This window comes from Inhella inkyongensis, assembly GCF_005952805.1.
Lineage (GTDB): Bacteria > Pseudomonadota > Gammaproteobacteria > Burkholderiales > Burkholderiaceae_C > Inhella > Inhella inkyongensis.
In genome coordinates this window covers 2,767,640-2,794,018 of record NZ_CP040709.1, presented here as the reverse complement: position 1 = coordinate 2,794,018, position 26,379 = coordinate 2,767,640, and the positions used below count along the sequence as shown (strand labels likewise).

At 66.5% G+C, this 26,379-nt stretch carries 25 protein-coding genes and 2 tRNA genes; 17 read left to right on the top strand and 10 right to left on the bottom strand.

What is annotated here, in order from left to right; all coding sequences use genetic code 11:
* Positions 1-32 precede the first annotated feature (32 nt).
* Genes FF090_RS13215 through FF090_RS13200 form a run of 4 tightly spaced genes read right to left on the bottom strand, consistent with a single transcriptional unit; the run spans position 33 to position 5,540 of the window.
* The gene (locus tag FF090_RS13215) at positions 33-761 is read right to left on the bottom strand and encodes a substrate-binding periplasmic protein (RefSeq protein WP_138857167.1); all 729 of its coding nucleotides are present in this window, start codon (positions 759-761) and stop codon (positions 33-35) included.
* A complete protein-coding gene (gene serB / locus FF090_RS13210) occupies positions 758-1,456 on the bottom strand; it encodes a phosphoserine phosphatase SerB (protein ID WP_138857166.1) in 699 nt (232 codons plus the stop codon). Before serB ends, FF090_RS13215 begins: the two co-directional genes overlap by 4 nt.
* Complete coding sequence (gene mfd / locus FF090_RS13205) at positions 1,453-4,908, bottom strand: transcription-repair coupling factor (protein WP_138857165.1); 3,456 nt, start codon at positions 4,906-4,908, stop codon at positions 1,453-1,455. The genes serB and mfd overlap by 4 nt, the downstream gene beginning before the upstream one ends.
* 50 nt (positions 4,909-4,958) lie before the next feature.
* Positions 4,959-5,540 carry a peroxidase-related enzyme gene (locus FF090_RS13200; protein WP_138857164.1) on the bottom strand — a complete coding sequence of 194 codons (582 nt, stop codon included), beginning with the start codon at positions 5,538-5,540 and terminating at the stop codon, positions 4,959-4,961.
* An 87-nt stretch (positions 5,541-5,627) separates the two neighbouring features.
* Between FF090_RS13200 and tolB the strand changes: the two genes are divergently transcribed.
* The 7 genes from tolB to FF090_RS13165 all read left to right on the top strand — a co-directional run bounded on the left by tolB (position 5,628) and on the right by FF090_RS13165 (position 9,883).
* Positions 5,628-6,887, top strand: coding sequence for a Tol-Pal system beta propeller repeat protein TolB (tolB, locus tag FF090_RS13195; RefSeq protein ID WP_246071417.1), 1,260 nt, complete (start codon positions 5,628-5,630; stop codon positions 6,885-6,887).
* A 139-nt stretch (positions 6,888-7,026) separates the two neighbouring features.
* Positions 7,027-7,551: a peptidoglycan-associated lipoprotein Pal gene (pal, locus tag FF090_RS13190; RefSeq protein ID WP_138857162.1), complete on the top strand. Its 525-nt coding sequence runs from the start codon at positions 7,027-7,029 to the stop codon at positions 7,549-7,551.
* Positions 7,551-8,321, top strand: a complete 771-nt coding sequence (gene ybgF / locus FF090_RS13185; protein WP_175423654.1) for a tol-pal system protein YbgF — start codon at positions 7,551-7,553, stop codon at positions 8,319-8,321. The genes pal and ybgF overlap by 1 nt, the downstream gene beginning before the upstream one ends.
* A gap of 63 nt (positions 8,322-8,384) precedes the next feature.
* Entirely contained in the window at positions 8,385-9,149 is a 765-nt protein-coding gene (locus tag FF090_RS13180) for a tRNA threonylcarbamoyladenosine dehydratase (RefSeq protein ID WP_138857161.1), read from the top strand.
* A 52-nt stretch (positions 9,150-9,201) separates the two neighbouring features.
* Positions 9,202-9,277, top strand: a tRNA-Lys gene (locus FF090_RS13175).
* 49 nt (positions 9,278-9,326) lie between these two features.
* Positions 9,327-9,402, top strand: a tRNA-Lys gene (locus FF090_RS13170).
* A gap of 61 nt (positions 9,403-9,463) precedes the next feature.
* Positions 9,464-9,883 (top strand): Lrp/AsnC family transcriptional regulator, encoded by a 420-nt coding sequence (locus tag FF090_RS13165; RefSeq protein WP_138857160.1) that lies wholly within the window; start codon positions 9,464-9,466, stop codon positions 9,881-9,883.
* 30 nt (positions 9,884-9,913) lie between these two features.
* Here FF090_RS13165 and ocd read toward each other — a convergent pair whose 3' ends face one another.
* Positions 9,914-10,984 (bottom strand): ornithine cyclodeaminase, encoded by a 1,071-nt coding sequence (gene ocd / locus FF090_RS13160; RefSeq protein ID WP_138857159.1) that lies wholly within the window; start codon positions 10,982-10,984, stop codon positions 9,914-9,916.
* A gap of 192 nt (positions 10,985-11,176) precedes the next feature.
* On the opposite strand from ocd, the gene apbC reads away from it, so the two are divergent.
* Entirely contained in the window at positions 11,177-12,262 is a 1,086-nt protein-coding gene (gene apbC, locus FF090_RS13155; RefSeq protein ID WP_138857158.1) for an iron-sulfur cluster carrier protein ApbC, read from the top strand.
* On the opposite strand, the gene FF090_RS13150 is transcribed toward apbC, so the two are convergent.
* On the bottom strand, positions 12,263-12,622 hold the full coding sequence (locus FF090_RS13150; RefSeq protein WP_175423653.1) for an Mpo1-like protein: 360 nt from the start codon (positions 12,620-12,622) through the stop codon (positions 12,263-12,265). It lies immediately after the preceding gene.
* A 72-nt stretch (positions 12,623-12,694) separates the two neighbouring features.
* Between FF090_RS13150 and FF090_RS13145 the strand changes: the two genes are divergently transcribed.
* The 4 genes from FF090_RS13145 to FF090_RS13130 all read left to right on the top strand — a co-directional run bounded on the left by FF090_RS13145 (position 12,695) and on the right by FF090_RS13130 (position 18,142).
* Complete coding sequence (locus FF090_RS13145) at positions 12,695-13,156, top strand: molybdenum cofactor biosynthesis protein MoaE (protein ID WP_138857156.1); 462 nt, start codon at positions 12,695-12,697, stop codon at positions 13,154-13,156.
* Entirely contained in the window at positions 13,153-13,518 is a 366-nt protein-coding gene (crcB, locus tag FF090_RS13140) for a fluoride efflux transporter CrcB (RefSeq protein ID WP_138857155.1), read from the top strand. Before FF090_RS13145 ends, crcB begins: the two co-directional genes overlap by 4 nt.
* A gap of 71 nt (positions 13,519-13,589) precedes the next feature.
* A complete protein-coding gene (gene clpB / locus FF090_RS13135) occupies positions 13,590-16,181 on the top strand; it encodes an ATP-dependent chaperone ClpB (protein ID WP_138857154.1) in 2,592 nt (863 codons plus the stop codon).
* Positions 16,182-16,309: 128 nt separating this feature from the next.
* Complete coding sequence (locus FF090_RS13130) at positions 16,310-18,142, top strand: M2 family metallopeptidase (RefSeq protein ID WP_138857153.1); 1,833 nt, start codon at positions 16,310-16,312, stop codon at positions 18,140-18,142.
* A gap of 12 nt (positions 18,143-18,154) precedes the next feature.
* Here the strand turns inward: FF090_RS13130 and FF090_RS13125 are convergent, their stop codons facing one another.
* Complete coding sequence (locus tag FF090_RS13125; protein WP_138857152.1) at positions 18,155-19,150, bottom strand: DUF2804 domain-containing protein; 996 nt, start codon at positions 19,148-19,150, stop codon at positions 18,155-18,157.
* Between the two features lie 64 nt (positions 19,151-19,214).
* Here FF090_RS13125 and nadB point away from each other — a divergent pair, with 64 nt between their 5' ends.
* Entirely contained in the window at positions 19,215-20,816 is a 1,602-nt protein-coding gene (nadB, locus tag FF090_RS13120; protein ID WP_138857151.1) for an L-aspartate oxidase, read from the top strand.
* On the opposite strand, the gene FF090_RS13115 is transcribed toward nadB, so the two are convergent.
* Positions 20,773-21,639, bottom strand: coding sequence for an AraC family transcriptional regulator (locus tag FF090_RS13115; RefSeq protein WP_138857150.1), 867 nt, complete (start codon positions 21,637-21,639; stop codon positions 20,773-20,775). The two genes, nadB and FF090_RS13115, sit on opposite strands and share 44 nt — an antisense overlap.
* A 70-nt stretch (positions 21,640-21,709) precedes the next feature.
* Between FF090_RS13115 and FF090_RS13110 the strand changes: the two genes are divergently transcribed.
* Positions 21,710-22,933, top strand: coding sequence for an MFS transporter (locus FF090_RS13110; protein WP_138857149.1), 1,224 nt, complete (start codon positions 21,710-21,712; stop codon positions 22,931-22,933).
* On the opposite strand, the gene FF090_RS13105 is transcribed toward FF090_RS13110, so the two are convergent.
* Both FF090_RS13105 and nadA read right to left on the bottom strand, forming a co-directional pair.
* On the bottom strand, positions 22,934-23,227 hold the full coding sequence (locus tag FF090_RS13105; RefSeq protein ID WP_138857148.1) for a late competence development ComFB family protein: 294 nt from the start codon (positions 23,225-23,227) through the stop codon (positions 22,934-22,936).
* Positions 23,228-23,277: 50 nt separating this feature from the next.
* On the bottom strand, positions 23,278-24,378 hold the full coding sequence (nadA, locus tag FF090_RS13100; protein WP_138857147.1) for a quinolinate synthase NadA: 1,101 nt from the start codon (positions 24,376-24,378) through the stop codon (positions 23,278-23,280).
* A gap of 98 nt (positions 24,379-24,476) precedes the next feature.
* Between nadA and FF090_RS13095 the strand changes: the two genes are divergently transcribed.
* From FF090_RS13095 to FF090_RS13085, 3 genes are read left to right on the top strand one after another with little or no spacing between them, the layout of a single operon-like run.
* Positions 24,477-24,692 carry a hypothetical protein gene (locus FF090_RS13095; RefSeq protein WP_138857146.1) on the top strand — a complete coding sequence of 72 codons (216 nt, stop codon included), beginning with the start codon at positions 24,477-24,479 and terminating at the stop codon, positions 24,690-24,692.
* Positions 24,689-25,246 carry a tRNA adenosine(34) deaminase TadA gene (gene tadA / locus FF090_RS13090; protein WP_259372621.1) on the top strand — a complete coding sequence of 186 codons (558 nt, stop codon included), beginning with the start codon at positions 24,689-24,691 and terminating at the stop codon, positions 25,244-25,246. Before FF090_RS13095 ends, tadA begins: the two co-directional genes overlap by 4 nt.
* Positions 25,246-26,211: an LD-carboxypeptidase gene (locus FF090_RS13085; RefSeq protein WP_138857144.1), complete on the top strand. Its 966-nt coding sequence runs from the start codon at positions 25,246-25,248 to the stop codon at positions 26,209-26,211. Before tadA ends, FF090_RS13085 begins: the two co-directional genes overlap by 1 nt.
* Positions 26,212-26,379 lie beyond the last annotated feature (168 nt).

Sequence of the window (26,379 nt, the reverse complement as noted above, 5' to 3'; positions counted from 1 at the left end):
AACTGTGATTTCCAGGGTCGCAAATGCCAGGACTATCCGCCGTAGCGCCGCAGGATGCGCTGCATTTCGCCCTCACGCACGATCTGGCCGAGCGCTTGGTTGACGGACTCCAGCGTCACGGTTGATTGGCGCGACAGCGCGCAGGGCGCGGTGTAGCGCGAGATCACCAGCCCCAGGCGCAGATCGGCTTCGGGCCGCTGCTGCATGAAGTGACGCAGCGCCAGCTCCTCCACGATGGCATAGGGCATGCGTGCGGCCGCCAGTTTGGCCAGATTGGCCCGGGTGTCGGGCGCGTCAAAGCGCTCGAAGGGCAGGGCGGCGCCCGGGCTGCTGAGCAAATGGCTGTAGCGGTAGCCGCTGATGGTGCCGACGCGCCGGCCTTCCAGGTCGGCAAGCTTCTTGATGGGCGGCGCCTCGGGACGGGTGGCGACCACCTCGGCATTGGGCAGGATGGGCTGGCTCCACAGGTAGTCGCCGTCAATCCAGCCCGGCAGCACGTAGCACACCAGGTCGGCGGCACCGGCCTGCATGGCGTCGGACACCCGCTTGCCGGGCAGGCTGACATAGAGCGGTGTGCGCCCCAGGCGGCGCGCCAGCGTGTCGCCCAGGTCTTTGAGCACCCCGCCGACCAGCTCGCCACGCTCGAAGCGGGCAATCGGCTCGGTCAGATTGGTGGGCGCCACCATGCGCAGCGGCGGGGCCGTGGCAGCTGCCGCGCCGGTGCATGCGGCCAGCAGCAGAGCGAGCGCCCAAGGTTTCATGCAAACACCGCCAGCAGGTCGTTGAGCCCACCGTTCTCGATGGACACCCGCGCCTGCGCCCGCACGGCGGGCTTGGCGTGATAGGCCACCGAAAGCCCTGCCACTGCCATCATCTGCAGATCGTTGGCGCCATCACCGACCGCGATGGCCTGCGTTGGCGCGCAGCCCAGCCGTTCGCAGTGTTCCAGCACGAACTGGCGTTTGGCCTGCGCGTCCACCACATCGCCCCAGGCCTGCGGGCGCACCTGGCCGGTGAGGCAGCCGTTCTGGACCTCCAACTCGTTGGCGCGCACGAAGTCCATGCCCAGCTCAGCCGCCACAAAGCGCGTGAAGTGGGTGAAGCCCCCAGAGACCAGGCCCAGCTTCAAACCAGCAGCCTTCAGCGCTGTACAAAGCTCACGGGCGCCCGGATTGAACACCAGCCGTTCGCGCAGCACCTGCTCCAACAAGCACTCGGGCTGGCCGGCCAGCAGGGCCAGGCGGCGCTGCAGGGACTCGCGAAAGTCGGTGATCTCACCGCGCATCGCCGCTTCGGTGATGGCGGCCACCTGCTCGCCCACTCCGGCGAGCTGCGCGATCTCGTCGATGCACTCGATCCCGATCAGGGTCGAGTCCATGTCAAAGGCGGCGAAGCGGAAATCCTGCAGGCGCGGGCGCTCGCCGCGCAAGGTCAGGCCAGGAGCAATCTCGGTCATGCGGCGGCTTCTTGTCGAGGAGGGCCAATCAGGCGCAGGACCTCGCGCACACACTGCGCGCGGTCGGCCGGGTTGGAGAGGGACTTGTCGATTCTGAGTTTTTCGTTGCCCACCAGCTTAATCGAGGGGTTTTTCTGCACCAGCTGGATCACCTTGAGGGCCTCGATGGGCGGGTTGGGCTTGAACAGCACATTGATCACGCCGGGCGCGGCATCGATGCGCGTCACCCCATAGGGCTGGGCCAGCACGCGCAGGCGGTGGGTGTCGAACAGGGTCTGGCCTTGCGCGGGCAGGCTGCCGAAGCGGTCGGTGATTTCTTCGAGCAGGGCATCGATGTGCTCGTTCTTGCTGGCGCTGGCCAGGCGTTTGTAGAGCGAGAGCCGGGTCTGCACATCGCCGCAATAGGCGTCGGGCAGCAGCGCGGGGGCAAAGAGGTTGATCTCGGTGACGGCCGCCAGCGGGTTGGCCAAATCGGGTTCGCGCCCGCTCTTCAGGGCGCGAACGGCCTCGGCCAGCATGTCGTGATAGAGCTGGTAGCCGACCTCCATCATGTTGCCGCTTTGCTTTTCGCCCAGCACCTCGCCGCAGCCGCGAATCTCCAGATCGTGCATGGCGAGGTAGAAGCCCGAGCCCAACTCCTCCATGGCCTGGATGGCTTCCAGGCGCTGTGCGGCCTGCTTGGTCAGGCCCTCGATGTCGGGCACCAGCAGATAGGCGTAGGCCTGGTGGTGGCTGCGGCCGACGCGGCCGCGCAGCTGGTGCAGCTGGGCCAGGCCGAATTTGTCGGCGCGCGCCATCACGATGGTGTTGGCGGTCGGCACGTCGATGCCGGTCTCGATGATGGTCGAGCACAGCAGCAGGTTGTGGCGCTGGGCCACGAAGTCGCGCATCACGCGCTCGAGCTCGCGCTCGGGCATCTGGCCGTGCGCCACCGCGATGCGCGCTTCGGGAATCAGGGCTTCGAGCTCCTGGCGCCGGTTCTCGATCGTGTCGACCTCGTTGTGCAAGAAGTAGACCTGGCCGCCGCGCATGAGCTCGCGCATCACCGCCTCGCGGATCACGCCCTTGCCCTCATTGCGCACAAAGGTCTTGATGGCCAGACGGCGCTGCGGCGCGGTGGCGATCACCGACAGATCGCGCAGACCCTCCATCGCCATGCCCAGGGTTCGGGGGATGGGGGTGGCGGTGAGCGTGAGCACATCGACCTCGCTGCGCAGGGCCTTCATCGCTTCTTTGTGGCGCACGCCAAAGCGGTGCTCCTCGTCGATGATGACCAAGCCGAGTCGCGCGAATTGGGTGTCGGGGCTGAGCAGTTTGTGCGTGCCCACCACGATGTCGATGGTGCCGTTCTCCAGCCCCTCCTGCGCCGCCTTGACCTCCTTGGCGGTGCGAAAGCGGCTCATCTCGGCCACCTTGACCGGCCATTGGCTGAAGCGGTCGGCGATGTTCTGCGCATGCTGCTCGGCCAGCAGGGTGGTGGGGGCCAGCACGGCGACCTGCTTGCCGCCCATGACAGCAACAAACGCGGCCCGTAGAGCGACCTCGGTTTTGCCAAAGCCCACATCGCCGCAGACCAGGCGGTCCATGGGGCGCGGGCTGATCAGATCCTGGATCACGGCGTGGATGGCCGCGCGCTGGTCCACGGTCTCTTCGAAGCCAAAGCTGGCGGCGAAGGCCTCGTAGTCGTGCGCGCTGTAGCGGAAGGCATGGCCCTCGCGGGCGGCGCGGCGGGCGTAGAGGTTGAGCAGCTCGGCGGCGGTGTCGCGCACCTGCTCGGCCGCCTTGCGCTTGGCCTTTTCCCACTGGCCTGACCCCAAGCGGTGCAGCGGGGCCTCTTCGGCGCTCACCCCGGTGTAGCGCTGGATCAGGTGCAGCTGCGCCACCGGCACATAGAGCACGGCGTCGTCGGCATAGACCAGGTGCAGGAACTCCGAGTTCCCCTGGCCCAGATCCATGTGCTTGAGCCCTTGGTAGCGCCCGATGCCGTGGCTGACGTGCACGACCGGGTCGCCGATCTTGAGCTCGCTCAGGTCCTTGATTAGCGCGTCGACATTGCTGGCCTGCTCCTGGCGCCGGCGCCGGCGCGTGGTGGGCGCGGTGGCAAAGAGCTCGGTCTCGGTCAGCAGCTGCAGTTCTCGTCCGGCCTCGCGCCAGAAAAAGCCCTCGGCCAAGGGGGCGGCCATGAGAGCGAACTTCTCGCCCGATGCGTCGAAGTCGGCCAGGGTCTTGAAGGACGGCGCGTCGAGCTTGTGCTCGCGCAGCAAGTCCAACAGCGACTCGCGCCGACCCTCGCTCTCGGCCAGCAGCAAGACCTTGTGCGGGGTGGAGTCCAGATGCCGACCCAGGCGCGCCAGCGGCTCCTGGGCGCCGCGTTCGATGCTCAGATCGGGCAGCGGGCGGGCGTAGTCCACGGGTTCTCGCTGATTGAGCGTCAGCGTGGCCAGCGGATGCGTGCAGGCGAACAGCTCCTCGGGTCGCAGAAAGATCTGCTCCGGCGGCAGGATGGGGCGCTCGGGGTCGGTCGCCAGCATCTTGTGGCGCTCGCGCGTGTCTTGCCAAAAGCGCTGCAGGGCCGCGTCGATGGGCCCCAGCAAGGCCACGGCCGCCTGCGGCCCCAGGTAGTCGAAGAAGGTGGCGGTTTGTTCAAAGAACAGCGGCAGGTAGTACTCGATGCCCGCTCCGGCCAGCCCTTCGCCCATGTCCTTGTAGAGGCGCGCCTTGCTGGGGTCGCCATCCATGTGCTCGCGCCAGCGGCTGCGAAAGAGTTGGCGCGAAGTCTCGTTGAGAGGGAATTCACGGCCTGGCAGCAGGCGCACCTCGGGCACGGGGTAGAGGCTGCGTTGGCTGTCGGGGTCGAAGACGCGGATCGAGTCGATTTCGTCGCCGAACAGATCGACCCGGTAGGGCGTCATCGAGCCCATGGGGAAGAGGTCGATCAAGCTGCCGCGCACCGCGTACTCGCCGGGGCTCACCACCTGGCTGACGTTCTGGTAGCCGGCCAGCACCAGCTGGGCGCGGAACGCAGCCTCATCCAAGCGCTGACCCTTCTTGAACTGGAAGGTGGTGCCGGCCAAGAAGGAGGGCGGCGCCAGGCGCGTCAGCGCCGTGGTGGCGGGCAGCAGCACCACGTCCAGATCGCGTTGCTCGCGCGCTTTGCCCTGCGCCTGCATCAGGCGCCACAGCGTGGCCAGGCGCTCGGAGATCAGGTCGTGGTGGGGCGAGAAGCGGTCCCAGGGCAGGGTTTCCCAGTCCGGGAACACCGCCACGCGCAGGCCCGGCGCAAAAAAGGCCAGCTCGGCCTCCAGGCGCTGCGCGTCCAGGGGCTCGGCGCAGACGATGGCGGTGACGCGGTCGGCCTGCTCGCAAAAGCGCGCCAGCAGAAGCGCGTCGGCCGAACCGAGAGGGCGCGGAGCCTGATGACGTTTACCAAGGGCAATCGAGGGCAGCAGCATGCGGGGGACCTAAAACGACGAAAGCCCCAGCAAGGGGCTGAACGATTGTCTCAAGTCTTGCTGCGGGGCTGGCGCCCCATCAGATAGAACTCATCGTTGGGCATCAGCGAGATGCTGTTGGCGATGCGGTTGCTCATGCCGAACAGGCCCACGATGCTGATGAGGTCCCAGGCGTCCTCGTCATCGAGCCCGTGGGCCTTCAGCGCGGCATAGTCGGACTCGGTGAGGCCTTGAGCATCCAGGCAGACCTTCATCGCAAATGCCAACAGGGCGGCCTGGCGCGGGTTGACCTCGGCCTTGAGCGGGTTGGTGGCCAACTGGTCGGCCAGCCTGGGCGCTTTGGCGTAGACGCGCAGGATGGCGCCATGGGCCACCACGCAGTAGAGGCAACGGTTGGCGCCACTGGTGGCCACGATGACCATTTCCTTCTCGGCCTTTGTGAGCCCGCCTTCGCGCAGCAACAGCGCGTCGTGATAGGCCAGGAAGGCCCGCAGCTCAGCGGGTCGGCGCGCCAGGGCCAGGAAGACGTTGGGCACAAACCCGGCTTTTTCCTGCACCTCCAGGATGCGTTGACGCAGGTCGTCGGGCAGTTCAGCCACGGTGGGTACGGGGTAGCGGCAGATTGGATTCATGATGGGCAAGTCCTGTTTGCAAGTCACTTTTTGGCGGGCATTGTGGGCGGCTGCACAATGCCGCGCGTTTTCCCTCGGTCTCCCGCCATGAACCTGAATCGCCGCCACTTGTTGACCGCCGCCGGCGCCTTGAGCGCCCCGGCCTGGGCCCAGTTCCGCGTAGAAATTGCGGGCGTGGGCGCCACGCAGATGCCCATCGCGATCGCCGACTTTCGCGACGAGAGCAAGGCCGATGTGGCCGCCATCGTGCGGGCCGACCTGGAGCGCAGCGGCCAATTTCGCTTGGTTGATGCGGCGGGTCAGCAGCTCACCGAAATCAGCAGCCCCGGCTTTGTGGACTGGCGCGCGCGCCAGGCCGACGCGCTGGCCGGTGGCTCGGTGACGCGTCTGGCCGATGGTCGCTTCGATGTGCGCTACCGCCTGTGGGATGTGGTGTCTGGCAAGGACCTGGGCGGCGAGAGCCAGGTGGTGCATGTGGACGACCTGCGTTTGCAGGCGCACCGCGTGGCCGACTCGATCTATCAAAAGCTCACCGGCGAGCGCGGGGTGTTCTCCACCCGCCTGGCCTATGTGACCAAGGCCGGGCGACAGTACTCGCTTGTGATTTCTGATGCGGACGGCAAGGGTGAAAAGGAGGCGGTTCTCAGCCCCGAGCCCATCATTTCGCCGGCCTGGTCGCCCGACGGCCGGGCTGTGGCCTATGTGAGTTTTCACACCGGCAAGGCGGTGGTCTATGTGCAGGACCTGGCCACGGGCGCGCGCCGCACGCTGGCCGACTACCGCGGCACCAACAGCGCGCCGGCTTTTTCGCCCGACGGGCAGCGCGTGGTCCTGAGTCTGTCGCGCGACGGCGGCACCCAGCTCTTTGTGATGAACCGCGACGGCTCGGGCCTGAAGCGCCTGACCCAGAGCTTGGCCATCGATACCGAGCCGGCCTTCAGCCCCGACGGTCGCATCTATTTCGTGAGTGACCGCGGCGGCGGTCCGCAGATCTACCGCATGGCGGCCGAGGGCGGTGCGGCCGAACGCGTCAGCTTCAACAGCCCCTACAACACCAGCCCAGCCATCAGCCCCGATGGGCGGCATTTGGCCTACGTGGCACGCATCGATGGTGCGTTCAAGGTCTGCGTGATGGAACTGGGCAGCGGCACGGTGCGCGTGATCAGCGAGACGGTGGAGGATGAGTCGCCCAGCTTTGCACCCAACGGCAAGCTGCTGGTCTATGCCACCCGGGCGCAGGGCCGTGATGTGCTGATGACCTCCACCCTGGACGGGCGCGTGAAGGCCAAGCTGGTCGTCAGCAGTGCCGATGTGCGCGAGCCGGCCTGGGGGCCTTTCGGTCGATGAGTGAGGCAAAGCCGCGCAGAGCGTGAAATCCGGCTGAGTGGGCACTCCAGGGGCTAACCCGAGGGGGCTTGAAATCTCCGCGACAATGCGCGCCGATTTCAACCTGCGGCCGTGCGGCTGCTTACTCTGAGAGTTTGACATGATGACGATGCGCTTTGCCCTGGCCGCTGTGGCCGCCGCTGTGTTGGCCGGTTGCAGCACCACCAAAGTTGAAGAGCCGGTGAAGGCTCCCGTGGTGGAGGCCAAGCCCACTCCCGTGCAGCAGCCCACCCAGCCCGTGGCTGAGACCAAGGTCGCCACCGTGGACCTGGCCGCCGAGCAAAGCAAGGCTGTGGCCGACAAGCGCGTCATCTATTTCGACTTCGACAGCTATGTGGTGAAGGACGAGTTCCGCGCCAGCATCGACGCCCATGCCAAGCGCCTGAACCTGATCAAGACCCAAAAGGTCAGCCTGGAAGGCCACGCCGACCAGCGCGGCAGCCGTGAATACAACCTGGCCCTGGGCCAAAAGCGCGCCGAAGCCGTGATGCAGCAGCTGAGCCTGCAGGGCGTGGCCGCTGGCCAGGCCGAGCCGGTCAGCTTCGGCAAGGAGCGCCCGGCCATGGAAGGCACGGGCGAGGCCGTGTGGGCCAAGAACCGTCGCGTCGAAGTCAAGGACAAGTGATGTCCGGCCTGTCGCGCGTGCTGGCGGGTCTGAGCCTGGCGGCTTGGCTGCCGCTGGCCCAGGCAGGCCTGTTTGACGACGAGGAGGCGCGCAAGGCCATCATGGACCTGCGCGCCAAGATCGCTCAACTGGAAGAGGCGCAAAAGAAGGCCGCTTCGCAGCAGGACGTCCAGGAACAACTGGCGGTGCTGCGGCGCAGCCTGTCCGAGCTGGCGAACCAGAACGAGGCCCTGCGCGCCGAGTTGGCCCGTCTGCGCGGCGCCAATGAGCAGATGACGCGCGACTTCAGCGACACCCAGCGCCGCCTGGCCGATCAGCTGCAAGGCTTTGATGCGCGACTCAAGCCCCTGGAGCCGCAGAAGGTGGCCCTGGACGGCAAAGAGTTCAAGGTCGAACCCGAGGAGCAGCGCCAGTACGAGGCTGCGATGGGCCTGTTGCGCCGAGGGGAGTTCGCGGAAGCGGCCAATGCGTTCGAAGCCTTCCTGAAGCGCTTCAGTGTCAGTGGCTATGGCGATACCGTGCGTTTCTGGCTGGGCAATGCGCAGTATGGACAGCGCGCTTACAAGGACGCGATCGCGACCTTTCGCGACTTCTTGAAGGCCAATGCCCAACACCCGCGTGCGTCAGAGGCCCTGCTGGCGCTGGCCAACTGCCAGATTGAACTCAAGGACGTCAAGGCGGCCAAGAAGAGCCTGGACGACTTGATCAAGGCCTACCCTGGCACCGAGGCGGCTCAGGCCGCCAAAGAGCGTCGTGCTTCGCTGAAGTAAGCCACGCTGGACCTCTCAAAGCCCGATGCTTCGCGTCGGGCTTTTTTCTTGGAGCGCTTTGAAATGAGCGAAGACGACGACCTGGAGCGCCGCTTTGGTGGGCTGCGCCGCCTCTACGGCGAGGCCGCTTACAGGCGACTGCGCGGCCTGCATGTGGCGGTCGTGGGTCTCGGTGGCGTGGGCAGCTGGAGCGCGGAAGCTCTGGCGCGCAGTGGTGTGGCGGCACTGACCCTGATTGACCTGGACCATGTGGCCGAGTCCAACATCAACCGCCAGGTGCAGGCGCTGCAGGGCACGCTGGGCCAGCACAAGGGTGAGGCCTTGCGTGAGCGCATCGAGGCCATTCATCCGGGCTGCAAGGCTCGGGTCATCGATGCCTTTGTAGAGCCCGACAACTGGCCAGGTTTGCTGGAGGGGGAGATCCCTGACGGCCTGATCGACGCCTGCGACCAGGTGCGTGCCAAGCTGGCCCTGGCCGTTTGGGCGCGTGGTCTGCGACTGCCCTTTGTGAGTGTGGGGGCGGCGGGCGGCAAGCGCCAAGCCCAGGCCATCGAAGTGGCCGACTTGGCCGACACCACCCACGATCCGCTGTTGGCCTCCTTGCGAGCCGGCATGCGCCGCGAGGGCGGGGCGCCCCGCCAGGGCAAAATGGGCATCCATTGCGTGTTTTCGCGCGAAGCCGTGCAGCGCCCTCAACAAGACGGTGAGGCCTGTGCGGTAGACGGCAGCCTCAATTGCGCAGGGTACGGTTCCAGTGTGGTGGTCACGGCCAGCTTCGGCATGACGGCCGCAGGAAGCTGTATCGAGCAGGTTTTGAAGAAAGTTTAAAAAACTGCTTGATAGACACCGATTCGATGTCTATACTAGCGGGCTTTTCCGGGGGTCGGTAGCTCAGTCGGTAGAGCAGCGGACTTTTAATCCGTTGGTCGCGAGTTCGAGTCTCGCCCGACCCACCAAATTCTGTTGGCCTTCACCGGTCTTCAGGCTCAGCGCACCGGAAGCTGAGGGCTCTTAGCTCAGTTGGTAGAGCAGCGGACTCTTAATCCGTAGGTCGAGTGTTCGAGTCACTCAGGGCCCACCAAAATACCCAAGACGGCTCGTCGCGCAAGCGGCGGGCCGTTTTGCTTTGGCACACTGTCGGCATGGATGACACCGACCGCCAATTGATTGCCCTTTTGCGCAAAGACGCGCGCATGAATGTGGCCACGCTGGCCGCCAAGCTGGGCGTATCGCGGGGCACGGTGACCAACCGTCTGCGCAAGCTCGAAGACGAGCAGGTCATCGTGGGCTACACCCTGCGTTTGAAGCCCGATGCCGAGCCCAATCAGATCCGTGCCTGGATGGGGGTGCTGGTGGAGGGCAATCAGACCCGTGCGGTGACGGCCAGCCTGCTGGGCGAGCCGGCGGTGGAAAGCCTGCACGACACCAATGGGCGCTGGGACTTGCTGGCCGAGCTGCGGGCCGAGTCGATGGCGGAGCTCTCCAAGGTGCTGGAGCGAATCCGCCTGATCAAAGGCATCGCCAACACGGAAACCAATATCCTGCTGGCAACCTTTCGCTGAGAGGCGGAGCGCTCAGGTCGCTGTCTTATTTCAGGCCGCGATCGCTAGCGCTGGGCCCAGTCCCAGCTGGGCAAACAGGTTTTTCGGGTCCGGCGAGTGCGGCACCAGGTCAATCATTTCGCCGATACCCAATTCGCGCGCGGCGTCGCTCATGAAGAGCAGGGCGGCGAAGTCTTCGAGCGCGAAGCCCACCGAGTCGAACACCGTCACCTGTTCGGCTGAGGTGCGGCCCGGCTTGCGGCCGGCCAGCACCTCCCAGAATTCGGTGACCGGGAAGTCGGCCGGCATTTGCTGCATATCGCCTTCGATGCGCGACTGCGGTTCGAATTCGCAGAACACCGCACCCATCTCCAGCACGCCGCGGTGCAGCTCGGTCTTGCCGGGGCAGTCACCGCCCACACCGTTGATGTGCATGCCAGGCTCCACCATCTCAGGCGTGATGATGGTGGCGTTGGTCTTGTCGGCCGTCACGGTAGTGATGATGTCCACCCCGCGCACTGCCTCGGTCGTGCTGTGGCAGACCGTGATCTCAAAGCCTTGGCCGCTCAAATTGGCCACCAGCTTGGCCGTGGCTTGCGGATCGACATCGAACAGGCGCAGCTCGCGCACGCCCACGATGTCGCGGAAGGCCAGGGCTTGAAATTCAGATTGGGCGCCATTGCCGATCAGGGCCATGCGGCGGCTGCCTGGGCGGGCCAGCTTCTTAGCGGCCAGGGCCGACATGGCAGCGGTGCGGATGGCGGTGGTGAGGGTGAGCTCCGACAGGAAGCGGGGCGCGCCGGTGTCCACATCGGCCAGCAGGCCAAAGGCCATCACGGTGGGCAGGCCCAGATGCGTGTTCTTGGGGTGCCCGTTCACGTACTTGAAGCTGAACTGCTGCGCGTCGGCAATCGGCATCAGCTCCACCACGCCATCGGGCGAGTGGAAGGCCAGGCGCGCGCTCTTGTCGAACTGCTCCCAGCGTAGAAATTCCTGCTCGATACGGTCCGCCACACCCACCAGGCAGTTGCTCAGGCCTTTGCGTTGGATCAGACGGACCATATTGGGCACGCTGACGAACAGGGTCTGGAGACTGGTCTGGGTGGGGGTGAAAGTGGACATGGCAAGGCAGTGAAGCGACGTTGCTAGGAGTCTCGCCGGGCTCCATGTCAGGCGGAAGTGACAGAAATGCACCGAAACGCAATGTTGATTGAGCAAAACGTCATGTGTTGCTGGCTAAATGATTGGTTTCCCCGGTGTGCGCGGGACAAGCGAGCCGCCCCTACACTCGCCGACCCTTGATGGAAGCCGACGATGAACACCGCACGCGAACTTGCCGCCCAGAAGCTGTTGTCTGAACTGATTGAACCTGGCACCGGGCAGTCCTGGGTGGCCAGCAAACAGGTGCTGAAGGTGGCGGAGGTCGACAGCGTGCTGCGGGTCGACCTGGCTTTGTCCTACCCGGCAGCCAGCCAGCACGCAGCCATGAAGGCTGAGGTCAGCCAGGCCTTGGCAGAGCTGGCGCCGGTGCAGGTGCAGATCACTCAGCGAATCGTGGCCCATGCGGTGCAGCGGGGCTTGCAGCCGCTGCCGGGGGTAAAGAACCTGATTGCCGTGGCCTCCGGCAAGGGCGGCGTGGGGAAGAGCACCACAGCCGCCAATTTGGCCCTGGCCCTGCAGGCCGAGGGCGCGCGCGTGGGCTTGCTGGATGCCGACATCTATGGCCCCTCGGTGCCCATGATGATGGGCGTCAGTGGGCGGCCGCAGTCCGACGACGGCAAGACCATGCAGCCGCTGATGGGCCATGGGGTGCAGGTGATGTCGATCGGCTTCCTGGTGCCGGAGGACCAGGCCATGATCTGGCGCGGCCCCATGGCCACCGGCGCCTTGGAGCAGCTGCTGCGCCAGACCGCCTGGGACGATCTGGACTATCTGGTGGTGGACCTGCCGCCCGGCACCGGCGACATCCAGCTGACCTTGGCACAGCGCGTGCCTGTGACCGGCGCCCTGATCGTCAGCACACCGCAGGACATTGCCTTGATCGATGCAAAAAAGGCCGTGCGCATGTTCGAGAAGGTCGGCGTGCCCATGCTGGGCCTGGTGGAAAACATGGCCGTGTTCTGCTGCCCGAACTGCGGCCATGCGGAACACATCTTTGGCGCCGATGGCGGCAAGGCCATGGCGGCGCAGTTTGGCCTCAGCTATCTTGGGGCCCTGCCGCTGATGCGCTCGATCCGAGAGCAAAGCGATGCGGGTACGCCGCCGGTGGTGGCTGAGCCCGAGGGTACGGTTGCGGGTCTTTACAAGGCGCTGGCGCGCCAGGTGGCGGTGGCCGTGGGTCAGCTGGGCAAGGATTACGCCAGCAAGTTCCCCACGATCACGATTTCAAAGAGCACCTGATCAGCGCGCCTGCGCCAGATCGCGCAGGCGGCGTGGGCCGGCACCTTGCTCCACAGCCAGCCACAGCGCCTGCGCAAGACCGAGCCGGTGCAGGCCTTGCAGCCCGACGAAGGCGGGGGCCAGCAACCAGTTGATCAAGCCCAGCGCCGGGCGGCGACCTTCATACCAGTGGCCCACGGTTTGCAGCAAGGACCCCGAGGCCACAAAGGCCAGGGCCCAGCCCAGTTGGGTGGCGTCCTGCAGCAGCAATGCCAAACCTGCCAGCACCATGGGCACCCCCCAGCAGTGCAACGCAATATTGCGGTGGTCCCGGTGGGCGGCGGCGAAACGGATCAGAGAGGTCGGGTTGAGCGTGGTCATGAGGACCTCGAAAGGGAACTTCTGACGACCATTGTGCAGGGGGCTGCGCAAGCTGGGTGACACAATTTCGACATGCCCGTCCATATTTGTAGCCAACCCCTCGATCTGAATGCCGCCTGGCGGCACGGACTGGCCGCCGAGGTGGGTGCCATCGCCAGTTTTTTGGGCGTGGTGCGCGATCTGCCCGAGGGCGGCTTGCAAGCCTTGGAGCTGGAGCACTACCCGGGCATGACCGAGGCGGCCATCCAGGCCATGATCGACCAGGCCGTGCCCCGGTTTGGTCTGCAGCACGCCGAGGTCTGGCATCGCGTGGGGCGTCTTGAGGTGGGTGAGCCCATCGTCTATGTGCTGACTGCCAGCGCCCACCGCCAGGCCGCGCTGGACGGTTGCGCCTTTCTGATCGACTACCTCAAGACCCAGGCCCCGTTCTGGAAGAAGGAGCACGGGCCTGCGGGAGCCCGTTGGGTCGACGCCCGCGAGGCCGACGACGCCGCGCTGGCGCGCTGGGGCATTCACGCGGGCAACGCCACGTGAAGGAGGCCCTGGCCGTGGCCGGCGGCGCGGCCCTGGGAGCGTTGGCGCGCTGGCAGATCGGTCTCTGGCTCAACGCACGCTGGGCCGGGTTCCCGCTGGGCACGCTGCTGGTGAATGGGGTGGGCGGCTTTTTGATCGGCGCCAGCCTGGTCTTCTTGGCCCGACCTGATCAGGCGCTGTGGCGCCTGGCGCTGGTCACCGGCTTTCTGGGCGGGTTGACGACCTTCAGTGCCTTCTCGGCCGAGAGCCTTCAACTGCTGCAGCGCGGTGCCTGGGGCTGGGCGCTGGCGCACAGCCTGGCCCACGTGGTGGGGGCACTGCTGGCAGCGGCCCTGGGTTGGTGGCTGGCACGCAGCCTTTGACCGACATCAAGGGGCAGGGCTTGAATTGAGCGGGGTCGGGCCCAGATAGTCGGCATTCCAGGAGGAATCCCATGCGTGCCGACAAGTTCACCACCCGTTTGCAAGAAGCCCTGGCCGACGCCCAGAGCCTGGCGGTCACCCGCTCCAATCCTTACATCGAACCGGTCCATCTGCTGGCCGCCATGTTGGCCCAGCCAGATGGCCCGCGTGCCCTGCTGGAGCGTGCGGGCGTCAAGCTGCCGGCCCTAAAGGGGGCGGTGGAGGGTTTGTTGAACGGCCTGCCCCAGGTGCAGGGGGGCGACCAGGCGGTCCAGCCGGGCCGTGACCTGATCGCGTTGCTGCAAGGCGCTGAGCGCGAGGCCGCCAAGCAGGGCGATCAGTACATCGCCAGCGAAATGGCGCTGCTGGCCCTGGCCGATGCCAAGACCGATCTGGCCGGTGTGGCGCGCGGACATGGCCTGAACCGGGCGGCGCTGGAAGCCGCGCTGAAGGCCGTGCGCGGTGATGCCAAGGTGGACAACCCCGAGGCCGAGGGCCAGCGCGAGGCGCTAAAAAAGTACACCCTGGACCTGACCGAGCGTGCAGCACTGGGCAAGCTGGACCCGGTGATCGGCCGCGATGACGAGATTCGCCGCGCCATCCAGGTGCTGGCACGCCGCAGCAAGAACAACCCGGTGCTGATCGGCGAACCCGGCGTGGGCAAGACGGCCATCGTCGAAGGCCTGGCCCAGCGCATCCATGCCGGCGAGGTGCCCGATTCCCTGCGTGACAAGCGCGTGCTGGTGCTGGACATGGCGGGCTTGTTGGCCGGCGCCAAATTCCGCGGTGAGTTCGAGGAGCGGCTCAAGAGCGTGCTCAAGGAAGTGGCCCAGGAAGAAGGGCGCGTGATCCTCTTCATCGATGAGATTCACACCATGGTGGGCGCGGGCAAGGCCGAAGGCGCGATTGACGCCGGCAACATGCTCAAGCCCGCCTTGGCGCGCGGCGAGTTGCACTGCATCGGCGCCACCACGCTGGACGAATACCGCAAGTACGTTGAGAAGGATGCCGCGCTGGAGCGCCGCTTCCAAAAGGTGCTGGTGGATGAGCCCAGCGTTGAGCAGACCATCGCCATCCTGCGCGGTCTGCAGGAAAAGTACGAGGTCCATCACGGCGTGGAGATCACCGACCCGGCCATCGTGGCTGCGGCGGAACTCAGCCACCGCTACATCACCGACCGCTTCCTGCCCGACAAGGCCATCGACCTGATCGACGAGGCCGCGGCCAAGGTCAAGATCGAGATCGACTCCAAGCCCGAGGTGATGGACAAGCTGGATCGACGCTTGATTCAGCTCAAGATCGAGCGTGAGGCGGTGAAGAAGGAAAAGGACGAGGCCAGCCAGAAGCGCTTGGGCCTCATCGAGGAAGAGATCACCAAGCTGGAGCGCGAGGCCGCCGACCTGGACGAGCTGTGGAAGGCCGAGAAGGCCCAGGCCCAGGGCTCGGCCCATGTGAAGGAGGAGATCGATCGCATCAAGACGCAGATCGAGGAGCTCAAGCGCAAGGGTGATCTGGCCAAGGTGGCCGAGCTGCAATACGGGCAGCTGCCGGGCCTGGAGAAGCGCCTGAGCGAAGCCCAGGCCAAGGAAAGCGCCGGTGCCGCCAACGCCAAGCCGCGCCTGCTGCGCACCCTGGTGGGGGCCGAGGAGATTGCCGAGGTGGTGGCGCGTGCCACCGGCATCCCGGTTTCCAAGCTGATGCAGGGCGAGCGCGACAAGCTCTTGCAGATGGAAGACAAGCTGCACCAGCGCGTGGTGGGTCAGCACGAGGCCATCACCGCAGTGGCCGACGCCATCCGCCGCAGCCGCGCAGGTCTGTCCGATCCGAATCGCCCGCTGGGCAGCTTCCTGTTCCTGGGCCCGACCGGCGTGGGCAAGACCGAGCTGTGCAAGTCCCTGGCCGAGTTCCTGTTCGACAGCGCCGACCACATGGTGCGCATCGACATGAGCGAGTTCATGGAGAAGCACTCGGTCAGCCGCCTGATTGGCGCGCCTCCGGGCTATGTCGGCTATGACGAGGGCGGCTACCTGACCGAAGCGGTGCGCCGCAAGCCCTATTCGGTGCTGCTGCTCGACGAGGTGGAGAAGGCCCACCCCGATGTCTTCAATGTGCTGTTGCAGGTGTTGGACGACGGGCGGCTGACCGACGGCCAGGGCCGCACGGTGGACTTCAAAAACACCGTGATCGTGATGACCAGCAATTTGGGTTCGGCCCACATCATGGCCTTGGCAGGCGAGACGGAGGGCGTCATCCGCAAGGCCGTGATGCAGGAGGTCAAGGCGCACTTCCGCCCCGAGTTCCTGAATCGCATCGATGAGACCGTGGTCTTCCACGCGCTGGGCCAGGACCACATCCGCTCCATCGCCCGCATCCAGCTGCGCGGCCTGGAGCAACGGCTGGCGGCGCAGGAGATGAAGCTGGAGGTCAGCGAGGCGGCGCTGGATGAATTGGCCAAGGTCGGTTTCGACCCGGTATTTGGTGCCCGGCCCTTGAAGCGCGCCATCCAAGCCCGCATCGAGAACCCGGTGGCCAAGCTGATCCTGCAGGGGCGTTTTGGTCCCAAGGACATCGTGCCGGTGGATGTGGAAGAGGGCGAATTCCGCTTCGAGCGCGTGGTGCATTGAGGCCGGCACCGTGACGGGCGGCTGGGGCGGGCAGGGGGCCTAGACTGCCGCCCCTTTGCCCTGCCACCACCGTCACCGTGCCTGCCGCCCTGCCTTTCTCTGTGTCACCCCGATGGATTGGCTCCGTCGTGATCCGACGTCCCCTTCTTGCTCAGTGGGCCGTCCTGGTCGCGCTTGCACTCAGTACGGGTGCGGCGCTTGCCGAACCCACGGCCGCGCAGGCGCGCTCATTCATCCAGGCCGCCGAAACCCGGCTGGAAGACCTGGCCATCCGTGCGCAACGCGCCCAATGGGTGGCCGACAACTTCATCACGGTCGACACCGAGCTCATCAGCTCGCAGGCCAGTGAGCAACTCATCAAGGCCAGCGGCGAGTTGGCGCTGGCGGCGCGGCGCTTCAAGGGCCTGAAGCTGGGCGCCATTGAAGCCCGCAAGCTCGGGCTGCTGCAGCTCAGCGGCTATCTGTCGCAGGCCGCTGACCGCGAGCGCCTGACCCGGCTGCTGGCCGGCATGAATGGGGCCTATGGGCGTGGCAAGTCCTGCCCCCAGGACGGCCCGTTGAAGCCGGCCACCCCGGGCGACTGCCTGGACCTGGGCGCGCTGGAGCAGGTGATGGCCGAGAGCCGCGATCCGGCTGCGCTTAAGCAGGCTTGGCTGGGCTGGCACGAAGTGGCGCGCAGCTACAAGGATGACTATGTGGCCTACACGGCCCTGGCCAACCAGGGTGCGCGCGCCATGGGCTACCGCGACAACGGCGCGCTGTGGCGCTCGGGCTATGACATGCCGGAGCAGGCCTTCGCGGCCGATATGGAGCGGCTCTGGCGCCAGGTGCAGCCCCTCTACGCCGAGCTGCTTCGCTATGCCCGCTTCAAGTTGCGCCAGACCTATGGGCGCGACTTGGTGCCCGCGCAAGGCCCCATTCCGGCCCATCTGTTCGGCAATCTCTGGAGCCAGAGCTGGGAGTATCTGTACCCGCTGCTGCGGCCCGAGGGCTCGGCGCCGGGCTTTGATCTGTCGCGGGTGCTGGCCCAGCGGCCGGTCTCGCCCAAGGAGATGGTGCGCATCGGCGAGGGCTTCTACACCTCGCTGGGCCTGGAGCCCCTGCCGCCGAGTTTCTGGGAACGTTCGCTGTTCGTGAAGCCGCAGGACCGCGAGGTGGTCTGCCACGCCTCGGCCTGGAATCTCACCGAGTCCGACGACCCGCGCATCAAGATGTGCATCCGGCCGACGGACGAGGACTTCCTCACCATCCATCACGAGCTGGGCCATGTCTATTACGACCTGGCCTACCGCCAGCAGAGCAAGCTGTTCCGCGCCGGTGCCAACGATGGCTTTCACGAGGCGATTGGCGACACCGTCGCTCTATCGGTCACGCCGGACTATCTGCGGCAGATCGGTCTGATGTCGGCCCGCGATCCGGCAGGCGATGACATTGACGCGCTACTGAAGCAGGCGCTGCAGAAGATTGCCTTCCTGCCCTTTGCCTATCTCGTTGATCAGTGGCGTTGGCAGGTCTACGGCGGCCAGGTGAAGCCCGAGGACTTTGACGCCAGCTGGTGGCGGCTGCGTGAACAGGTGCAGGGCGTGAGCCGGCCCGAGCCGGCGCGCCCCGGTGGCTTTGATGCCGGCGCGAAGTACCACGTGGCCAGCGATACCTCCTACGCGCGCTACTTCCTGGCCCATCTGCTGCAGTTTCAGTTCCACCGCGCGCTGTGCCGGGAAGCCAGGCAGACTGGACCGCTGCACCGCTGCTCGATCTTTGGCAGCCGCGCGGCCGGCGCCAAATTCCAGGCCATGCTGCAGATGGGGGCGAGCAAGCCCTGGCCCGAGGCCCTGCAGGCCCTGACCGGCGAGCGCCAGGTGGATGGCGGCGCGCTAATCGAATACTTCGCCCCGCTGCAGACCTGGTTAGGGCGCGAGAACGCGCGGCTGCAAAGCCTGGATCCCGAGGTGCGGCCTTGAAATAAGCGCGGGCTACCAGCGCGAGCGGTGGTCCTCGGTCACGCCCAGCAGGTCGGCGACCGTGCGTTGGGGCGCGCCAGGCGCGGCGCGCACCCAGCCGTTGAAGCGCCCGATGGGCTGGACATAGTGGCTGGCGGCGATGAGGAGGTTGCGGTCCTCGGCGCGCAGGCCTTCGGGCGTGAACTGCAGATCCAGCAAGCCATCCGCAGTGTGAATGCGCCAGGGCTGCATGGGGTGCGCAGGGTCGAACTCGAAGTGGGCGGCGCCCAGCGGGATCAGGTCGCCGTCCAGCCAGAGCGCGTTTTCCTGCGTGCCAAAGTAGCCCTGCTGCAGGTTCAGGCCGATGTTTTTGCCGTGCGCGCTGGCCCAGCGCCAGGCGGTGTGGCGCGCCAGCAGGCCATTGGAAGCATCCAACGCGGCCAAGGCCTGGTCGAGCGCAAAGCGCCGGCCGCCGGCCTCGGCCCAGCCCTTGATCTTCATGGCGGTGGTTTTGACGGTGCCATGCACGCTCCCCCCATCAATGGGCCCGATGGCGAGCAAGGGTGGGGCGGTGGGCAGGTCCAGCGTGGCCTGCACTTTCAGGCCGCGCACATCCACGGCCAGTTGCAACTGGCCTCTGGCTTCTTCCAACTGCAGCCGGCTGCCGAGGCCGCGAAACCGAGCCCGTGCGCCGTGCAGTGGCGCATCGGCAATCTGCACCTGCAGGCCGGGCAGGGCGTCCTGGCTCCAATCGCCCAGCAACCGCCCCTGGGCGCGGTCAAACAGATAGGCGAAGGCGGTGGCCGTCCAGCCCAGATCGACGATGGCCAGGCCGATGAAGAGCTCCGAGCTGGCGATGCCAACGTAATGCCAGCGCTTGTGATGCAGGCGCGTCCAGAGTGGGCCGTGCTGCCATGGGGCACGCAAGCCGCGCCAGTCGAATTGGGCCGGGCTGCCGGCGTAGCGGCCGATCAAGGGGGCGCCGTCGGCCACGCCGTGGCCAGGGGCTGGGGGGAGGGAAGTCGCCATGGCGCGCAGTGTGCCAGTGCATGTGCCAGCGGGTGTGCCAGTGCTGCCTTCCTAGAATGCCGCGATGAATCCCGCACCCAACACCGCTCCGCCGGTCGTCATCATCGGCGCCGGCCTGGCCGGACTGACCGTTGCCCTTCATCTGGCCGACCACATGCCGGTGCAGGTGCTGGCCAAGCGCGAGCTGGGCGAAGCGGCCACGGCCTGGGCCCAGGGTGGCATCGTTGGTGTGCTGGGCAGCGACGACTCCATCGACAGCCATGTGCGCGATACGGCGGACGCCGGCGCCGGTCTGGTCGATGAGGTGACGGCCCGCTTCATTGCTGAACGCAGCGCGCAGGCGGTGGAATGGCTGGTGGCGCAGGGCGTGCCCTTCACACCCGATGCCGGCGGCCCGCTGGGCCTGCACCTGACGCGCGAGGGCGGGCATGCGGTGCGGCGCATTGCCCACGCGGCCGATGCCACGGGCAAGGCCATCCACGATGCCCTGCTGGCCAAGGCGCAGGCGCATCCGAACATCAAACTGCGGCAGCGCTGGATGGCGGTGGACCTGATCACCCACCGGCATCTGAAGGAAGAGTCGCCGCGCTGCCATGGCGTGTATGCGCTGGATATTGACAGTGGCCGCGTCGAGGCCCTGGCTGCGCGCGCGGTGGTGCTGGCCACGGGTGGCGCGGGCAAGGTCTATCGCTACACCACCAATCCGGACACGGCCACCGGCGACGGTGTGGCCATGGCCTGGCGCGCCGGCTGCCGGGTGGCGAACATGGAGTTCATCCAGTTCCACCCCACTTGCCTCTACCACCCGCAGGAACGCAGTTTCCTGATCACCGAGGCGCTGCGAGGCGAGGGGGGGCATCTGAAGCTGCCAAATGGCGAGCGCTTCATGGCGGCGCATGACTCGCGTATGGAGCTGGCCCCGCGCGACATCGTGGCGCGCGCCATTGACTTCGAGATGAAGCGCCACGGCGTAGACCATGTGTGGCTGGATGCCCGTCATCTGGGCGAAGACTTCCTCAAGAGCCATTTCCCCACCATCCACGCACGCTGCCTGAAGTTGGGTATCGACATTGCCAAGCAGATGATCCCGGTGGTGCCCGCCGTGCACTTCACCTGCGGTGGCGTGGTGACGGACCTCGACGGCCGTGCTGATTTGCCGGGGCTGTATGCGGTGGGCGAGACGGGCTACACCGGCCTGCATGGCGCCAATCGGCTGGCCAGCAACTCACTGCTGGAATGCGTGGTGCTGGGCTGCAGCTGTGCGGCGCGCATCCATGACCAGCCCGCCGCCACAGCCCAGACCCTGCCGGGCTGGGACGAGAGCCAGGTGGAGAACGCCGACGAGCAGGTCGTCATTGCCCACAACTGGGACGAGCTGCGCCTCTTGATGTGGAACTATGTGGGCATCGTGCGCACCACCAAGCGCTTGGAGCGGGCCTTGCACCGCATCGAGCTGTTGCGCGCCGAGACCCTGGAGTACTACGCCAACTTCCGCGTCAACCGCGATCTGCTGGAGTTGCGCAATCTGGTGGACTGCGCTGAGCTCATCGTGCGCTCGGCCTTGATGCGGCATGAGAGCCGGGGCTTGCACTACAGCCGCGACTTCCCCGAAACCCTGCCGGTCAGCTTCCCGACGCTGCTGATCCCGCCCACCCGGCGTTCTTGAAGAATTCGCTGGGCGTCTGTCCGACGCTGCGCTTGACCATGGCCGAAAAGGCGCTCGGGCTGGCATAGCCGAGCTCGGCGGCGATGTCCTGCAGCGCCAGGCCGCGTGCGGCCAGGCTCAGGCCTTGCGCCAGCAGCAGCTGGCTTCGCCAATGCCGGTAGCTGGTGCCGAGCTGTTCGCGAAACAGCCGGTGCAGGGTGCGCTCGCTGGCGCCGACCTCCTGGCTCCAAGCGCGCAATCCGTGGTCCTGCTGGGGTTCGGCCAAGGCTGCTTCGCAAAGCCGACGCAGGCGCTTGTCGCGCGGCAGGGCCAGGCCCAGTGCCACGGGCTTGGCGCGGCGCAACTCGGCGAGGATCAGCGGCGCGAGCAAGGCCTCGTGAGGATCTGGCTCCCTGCGGCCTTGGTCCACTTGGGCCAGCTCTCGAATCAGCTCGCGCAGCAGGGCGCTCACATCCAGCACGCGGCAGCGTTGCCACTCCGTGCCGGCTTCTAGCGCGCAAGCGGCGTCGACGTAGACCGTGCGCAGATCGGCTTGTTCGATGGCGCGCACCGCATGCTCAACGCCGCCTGGGATCCAGACCGCACGGGCTGGCGGCACGATGAAGGCCAAGGCTTGCTCGTCTTGTACGGCCTCGACCCGCACCGCGCCGGCCATCGAAAACACCAGTTGGCCCCAGGCATGCCGATGGGGATGGATGTCCATGTCATGGGCCATGCGCCGCACCGAGGCGCGCAAGGGGCGCTGGCGGCTGGGTGCGTGGATGCGGGGATCCAGCGGAACGACGCGGCGCCGAGCAGGGCGGCTGGTTGACGAAGCGGGCATGGCTGATTCTCGACAGTTTTCGTCGGCCTGTCTTCAGCCGGAATGGAGAGCGGCTGCCAGGATGCGGGCCATGCAAACCCTCGCCTTGGACGCCACCGCGCGCCGCCGTGCCGATTGGTCCACCATCTCTCTGATCGGATTGGCCCACGGCACCAGTCACTTCTTCCATTTGCTGCTGCCACCGCTGTTTCCGGTCTTCGCGCGTGAATTCGGTCTGAGCTGGACCGAAATGGGCTTGCTGGTGACGGTGTTCTATGCGGTCTCCGGCATCGGCCAGGCCTTGTCGGGCTTCTGGGTGGACCGCTACGGCGCGCGCCCGGCCTTGATGGTGGCCATGTTGTTGTTTGCGGCGGGCGCCTTGGCGGCGGGATTGGCCCAGGGATATGGCGGTTTGATCCTGGCCGCGAGCCTGGCGGGCTTGGGCAATGCGCCCATGCACCCGGCCGATTTCAGCGTGCTGAATCAGCGAGTGGCACCGAATCGCCTTGGGCATGCCTACTCCGTGCATGGCATCAGCGGCAATCTGGGGTGGTCGCTGATGCCGGTGCTTGCGCTGGCCGTGCTGGGCGCGGGTCTGCATTGGCGCTGGGTCTATGCCTGCGCAGCCGCCGTGGCCCTGGGGGTGCTGGGCTTGCTGTGGTGGCACTCGGATCGCCTCGCGCTGGTGCCCGCGCATCGCCAGCGCGCCCAGGACGACGACCACGCGCTGGCCTTCCTGCGCCTGCCGGCCGTGTGGTTGTGCTTTTCCTTCTTTCTTTTCACCACCGCCGCATTGGCGGCGTTGCAGAGCTTCGCCCCAGCGGCCCTGGCCGCCCTTCATGGTGTGGATGCCGCCACTTTGAGCCTGGTGGTGACGGCCTACATGCTGTGCGGAGCCCTGGGGATGTTGCTCGGGGGCTTTTGGGTTGCACGCTCGCAGCGCCTGGAGCGCAATATCGCGCTGGCGCTGGCAGCCGCGATGGGCTTGCTGCTGCTGGCCACCTTGCCGGGTTTGAATGTGGGGATGGCCGCCACCTTGGTGGCGGTGACGGGCATCGGTACTGGCTTGGCCGGTCCGTCGCGGGATCTGCTGGTCAAGCAGGCCGCGCCGGCTGGTGCGACAGGGCGGGTCTATGGCGCCGTCTATTCGGGCCTGGACATCGGCTTTTCGCTGGCCGCGCCACTGGCGGGACTGCTTTTGGATGCAGGCTGGCCGCGCGGGGTGTTCTGGCTGGCTGCCGCCGCCCTGGGCCTGGCCCTGCTGGCCGCCCAGGCCGTGGTGTGGGCCTCGGCGCGGCGGTCGGCCTTGGGGTGATCAGCCCTTGTTGCGCATGGCCATGCGCGCGCCGACGAAATTGAAGGCGTAGGCCACCGCGTCGACGATGCCCTGGTCGATTTGCAGGCGCTCCTGCTCGGTCAGGTAGAAGCTGAAATCCACCGCGTGGCGGATGTAGCGCGGCGGAAGGCGGTTCAGCGCCACGCAGGCCACATCGCACAGCAGGTCATGGGAGATGGCGATGTCCGGGTAATCCGGTGCGGCGTCCATCACGGCGGCGAACACTTCGCGCTCGTGGTGGTTGTAAAGCTGGGTGAAATCCGGGTTCGCCATGAAGCCTCCGTAGATGCGCTCTTTATAGCTGCTCGCGCGGCCTGTGCTTATCAGGCTGCACCCATCCCCGACTGCAAGGGCGGGCGCCCCGCCTTCAAGGTGGCGGTGAAGTCCAGCATGCGGGTGATGCACCCCTCGGCCCGGCTGCGAATGGCTTCTTCGACCTGCACCTGCGGGCTGTTGGACTGCAGGGCCGCGATCAAATTGCGCAGTCCGTTCATGGCCATCCACGGGCAGTGCGCGCAGCTCTTGCAGGTGGCGCCATTGCCGGCTGTGGGGGCTTCAATCAGCTTCTTGCCGGGTGCGAGCTGGCGCATACGGTGCAGGATGCCGTTGTCGGTGGCGACGATGTAGTCCTGCTGCGTTCCTTCCACCACGGCTTTGATCAGGGCGGAGGTCGAGCCCACCACATCGGCCAGCTCGACCACGGCACGCGGGCTTTCGGGGTGTACCAGCACCAAAGCGCCAGGGTGTTGCTCCTTGAGCAGTTGCAGCTCCAGCCCCTTGAATTCGTTGTGCACGATGCAGTCGCCCTGCCACATCAGCATGTCGGCGCCGGTTTGCTCCTGGATGTAGCGACCCAGATGGCGATCCGGTGCCCAAAGAACCTTTTGACCCTGGGCCTTGAGGTGGCTGACGATTTCCAGCGCGCAGCTGCTGGTCACCATCCAGTCGGCGCGCGCCTTCACGGCCGCGCTGGTGTTGGCGTAGACCACCACCTGGCGATCCGGGTGGGCATCACAGAATGCTGCGAAGTCGTCCACCGGGCAGCCCAGGTCCAGCGAGCAGGTCGCTTCCAGCGTGGGCATCAGTACGGTCTTTTCGGGCGACAGGATCTTGGCGGTCTCGCCCATGAAGCGCACGCCGGCGACCACCAGGGTCTGCGCCGCATGCTGGCGGCCAAAGCGCGCCATTTCCAGCGAGTCCGAGACGCAGCCACCGGTCTCCAGGGCCAGATCCTGCAGGTGGCCGTCCACGTAATAGTGCGCCACCAACACCGCGCCCTTCGCGCGCAGGAGTTCGGCGGCCTGGGCCTTAAGGGTCTGAGCTTCTTGGGCGGCCAGTGCCTCCGGAACTTGGGCCCAAGCCTGGGCGGTGCAGCTGGCGCCGCCAGCATCCTGGCGGGTGTAATCGATGACGAGGGAATCCATGCCGCCATGCTATCGCGCGGGTTCGGCACTCGGCTGGGCAGGGCGCCTTGGCACAATGGGCGTGGGGCCTGTCGGAGGCCAGAACACAGGGGCAGGCCATGCGCGCCGCATTTGGATTTTTGGTGATGGTCCTCGTCATGGGTGGGGTGCTGATGCTGGCCAAGCAGCAGGCCAAATTGGCAGCGCCGACTGCGCGCCCCGCCAGTTCGAGCGCCTCGGCTGCGCCGGCGCAAACCGCGCCGCAGGCGGTGGAGCAACAGGTCAAGGGTCTGCTGGAGCAGGGCGCACAGCGTGCCAGTGAGGCTCAGCCTTGAGTGACCCGGGCCGAGACGAGGGCTTCATGCGCTTGGCCCTCGACCAAGCGCAGAACGCCTGGCTGGTGGGCGAAGTGCCGGTGGGCGCGGTCATTCTGCGCGAGGGTCGGGTGATTGCCACCGGCTACAACCGCCCCATCACCACCCACGATCCCACCGCGCACGCCGAGGTGGTGGCCCTGCGCCATGCGGCCACCCTACTGGGCAATTACCGCCTGCCCGAGTGCGAGCTCTTTGTGACCTTGGAGCCCTGCGCCATGTGTGCCATGGCCCTGTTGCACGCGCGCTTCAAGCGCATCGTGTTTGCCACCCACGACCCCAAGACCGGCGCGGCCGGTTCCGTTGTCGACCTGTTTTCGCAGCCCTTGCTGAACCACCATACCCGCATCGAGGGCGGGGTGATGGCGGAACCCGCCGCGCAACTTTTGCGCGATTTCTTTGCCGAACGGCGGGCGCAGGCGCGTGAGAGGCGGGCTGCCCGCACCGCGACTTGCATCCCGGTGGCCGAGGCCACCGAGTTGCCTGCCCCCTGGCATCCCTCGGAGCCTATTTGATGACCCCCTGTTGCGACCACGCCTCCATGGACCACAGCCTATTGATCTTCAGCCCCTCCGGGGTGCTGCGCGACCGCGCTGGGCTGCGCCGTGCAGTGAAACACCTCAAGGCGCTGGGCTTTGAGCCGCAAGTCGATGAGGCCGCGCAACTGCGGCAGCAGCGATTTGCTGGCACGGACGAAGAGCGGCTGGCGGCATTGCACCGCGTGGCCGACAGCGGAGCCGCCGTGGCGCTGGCGGCGCGCGGTGGTTACGGCATGAGCCGCCTGCTCGATCGTCTGGATTGGGAGCGCTTGGCTGCGTCGGTGCAGCGCGGTACGCGCTGGGTTGGCATGAGCGACCTCACCGCGCTGCAACTCGGCCTGCTGGCCCATGCACGGGGGTGCGGGGTCACCTGGCAAGGCCCGCTCGCGGTGGCCGACTTTGGGCGCGCCGCGGCGGAAGGCGGCGTGGATGACATTACCGAAGCCTGCTTTGTCGAGGCCATGCACGGAGAGTTGGAAGCCATTGGCTTTCGCGAAACCGGCGCGCCGCGCGGCACCCAAGCCTTTGATGGTCTTGAGGCCGAAGGTCTGCTTTGGGGGGGCAATCTGACCATGGTCTGCTCGCTCCTGGGTACACCCCATTGGCCTCGCATCAAGGGCGGTATCCTGTTCCTTGAGGAGGTGTCAGAGCACCCCTATCGGGTCGAGCGCATGCTGCTGCAACTGGCTCAGGCCGGGGTGCTGACGGCGCAAAAGGCCGTGCTGATTGGGGACTGCGGAGGCTGGAAGCCGGCACCTCATGATGGTGGCTATCGCCTCAAGGACGCCATTGCTGCGGCTCAGGTCGCGACCCCCACGCCTATCCTGCAAGGGCTGCCCTTCGGGCACACGCCGGCCACCAAGGTGTGCCTGCCCGTGGGGGCCAAGGCGCAGTTGGTGGTGCAGGGGCGGGATGCCCTGTTGGCCTGGGGTCATGTGTGACGAAGGCGGCAGTTTCATAGGGTGACTACTGGGTATCCCTTAGAGGGGTGTCCGCAAAGTCGCCTATCATTATCGGCTTTGTCGCTGGCTGTTGGTGGTTGCTGTCTGTCCTAGGGTCTGTCCCGGGTCGGGCTGATCGGGCGAGGGTTAACCTGCGCCTCCCGCGGC

What these genes read in the sequence shown, in the direction of transcription:
- ocd (WP_138857159.1), bottom strand. Translation starts at nt 10,984, where the DNA reads ATGTCCACTTTCACCCCCACCCAGACCAGTCTCCAGACCCTGTTCGTC.
- FF090_RS13105 (WP_138857148.1), bottom strand. Translation starts at nt 23,227, where the DNA reads ATGGCGAACCCGGATTTCACCCAGCTTTACAACCACCACGAGCGCGAA.
- FF090_RS13095 (WP_138857146.1), top strand. Translation starts at nt 24,477, where the DNA reads ATGCGCGCCGCATTTGGATTTTTGGTGATGGTCCTCGTCATGGGTGGG.
- tolB (WP_246071417.1), top strand. Translation starts at nt 5,628, where the DNA reads ATGAACCTGAATCGCCGCCACTTGTTGACCGCCGCCGGCGCCTTGAGC.
- nadA (WP_138857147.1), bottom strand. Translation starts at nt 24,378, where the DNA reads ATGGATTCCCTCGTCATCGATTACACCCGCCAGGATGCTGGCGGCGCC.
- pal (WP_138857162.1), top strand. Translation starts at nt 7,027, where the DNA reads ATGATGACGATGCGCTTTGCCCTGGCCGCTGTGGCCGCCGCTGTGTTG.
- FF090_RS13115 (WP_138857150.1), bottom strand. Translation starts at nt 21,639, where the DNA reads ATGCCCGCTTCGTCAACCAGCCGCCCTGCTCGGCGCCGCGTCGTTCCG.
- clpB (WP_138857154.1), top strand. Translation starts at nt 13,590, where the DNA reads ATGCGTGCCGACAAGTTCACCACCCGTTTGCAAGAAGCCCTGGCCGAC.
- ybgF (WP_175423654.1), top strand. Translation starts at nt 7,551, where the DNA reads ATGTCCGGCCTGTCGCGCGTGCTGGCGGGTCTGAGCCTGGCGGCTTGG.
- FF090_RS13215 (WP_138857167.1), bottom strand. Translation starts at nt 761, where the DNA reads ATGAAACCTTGGGCGCTCGCTCTGCTGCTGGCCGCATGCACCGGCGCG.
- mfd (WP_138857165.1), bottom strand. Translation starts at nt 4,908, where the DNA reads ATGCTGCTGCCCTCGATTGCCCTTGGTAAACGTCATCAGGCTCCGCGC.
- FF090_RS13165 (WP_138857160.1), top strand. Translation starts at nt 9,464, where the DNA reads ATGGATGACACCGACCGCCAATTGATTGCCCTTTTGCGCAAAGACGCG.
- serB (WP_138857166.1), bottom strand. Translation starts at nt 1,456, where the DNA reads ATGACCGAGATTGCTCCTGGCCTGACCTTGCGCGGCGAGCGCCCGCGC.
- FF090_RS13145 (WP_138857156.1), top strand. Translation starts at nt 12,695, where the DNA reads ATGCCCGTCCATATTTGTAGCCAACCCCTCGATCTGAATGCCGCCTGG.
- FF090_RS13110 (WP_138857149.1), top strand. Translation starts at nt 21,710, where the DNA reads ATGCAAACCCTCGCCTTGGACGCCACCGCGCGCCGCCGTGCCGATTGG.
- FF090_RS13200 (WP_138857164.1), bottom strand. Translation starts at nt 5,540, where the DNA reads ATGAATCCAATCTGCCGCTACCCCGTACCCACCGTGGCTGAACTGCCC.
- FF090_RS13085 (WP_138857144.1), top strand. Translation starts at nt 25,246, where the DNA reads ATGACCCCCTGTTGCGACCACGCCTCCATGGACCACAGCCTATTGATC.
- FF090_RS13150 (WP_175423653.1), bottom strand. Translation starts at nt 12,622, where the DNA reads ATGACCACGCTCAACCCGACCTCTCTGATCCGTTTCGCCGCCGCCCAC.
- nadB (WP_138857151.1), top strand. Translation starts at nt 19,215, where the DNA reads ATGAATCCCGCACCCAACACCGCTCCGCCGGTCGTCATCATCGGCGCC.
- FF090_RS13180 (WP_138857161.1), top strand. Translation starts at nt 8,385, where the DNA reads ATGAGCGAAGACGACGACCTGGAGCGCCGCTTTGGTGGGCTGCGCCGC.
- FF090_RS13125 (WP_138857152.1), bottom strand. Translation starts at nt 19,150, where the DNA reads ATGGCGACTTCCCTCCCCCCAGCCCCTGGCCACGGCGTGGCCGACGGC.
- apbC (WP_138857158.1), top strand. Translation starts at nt 11,177, where the DNA reads ATGAACACCGCACGCGAACTTGCCGCCCAGAAGCTGTTGTCTGAACTG.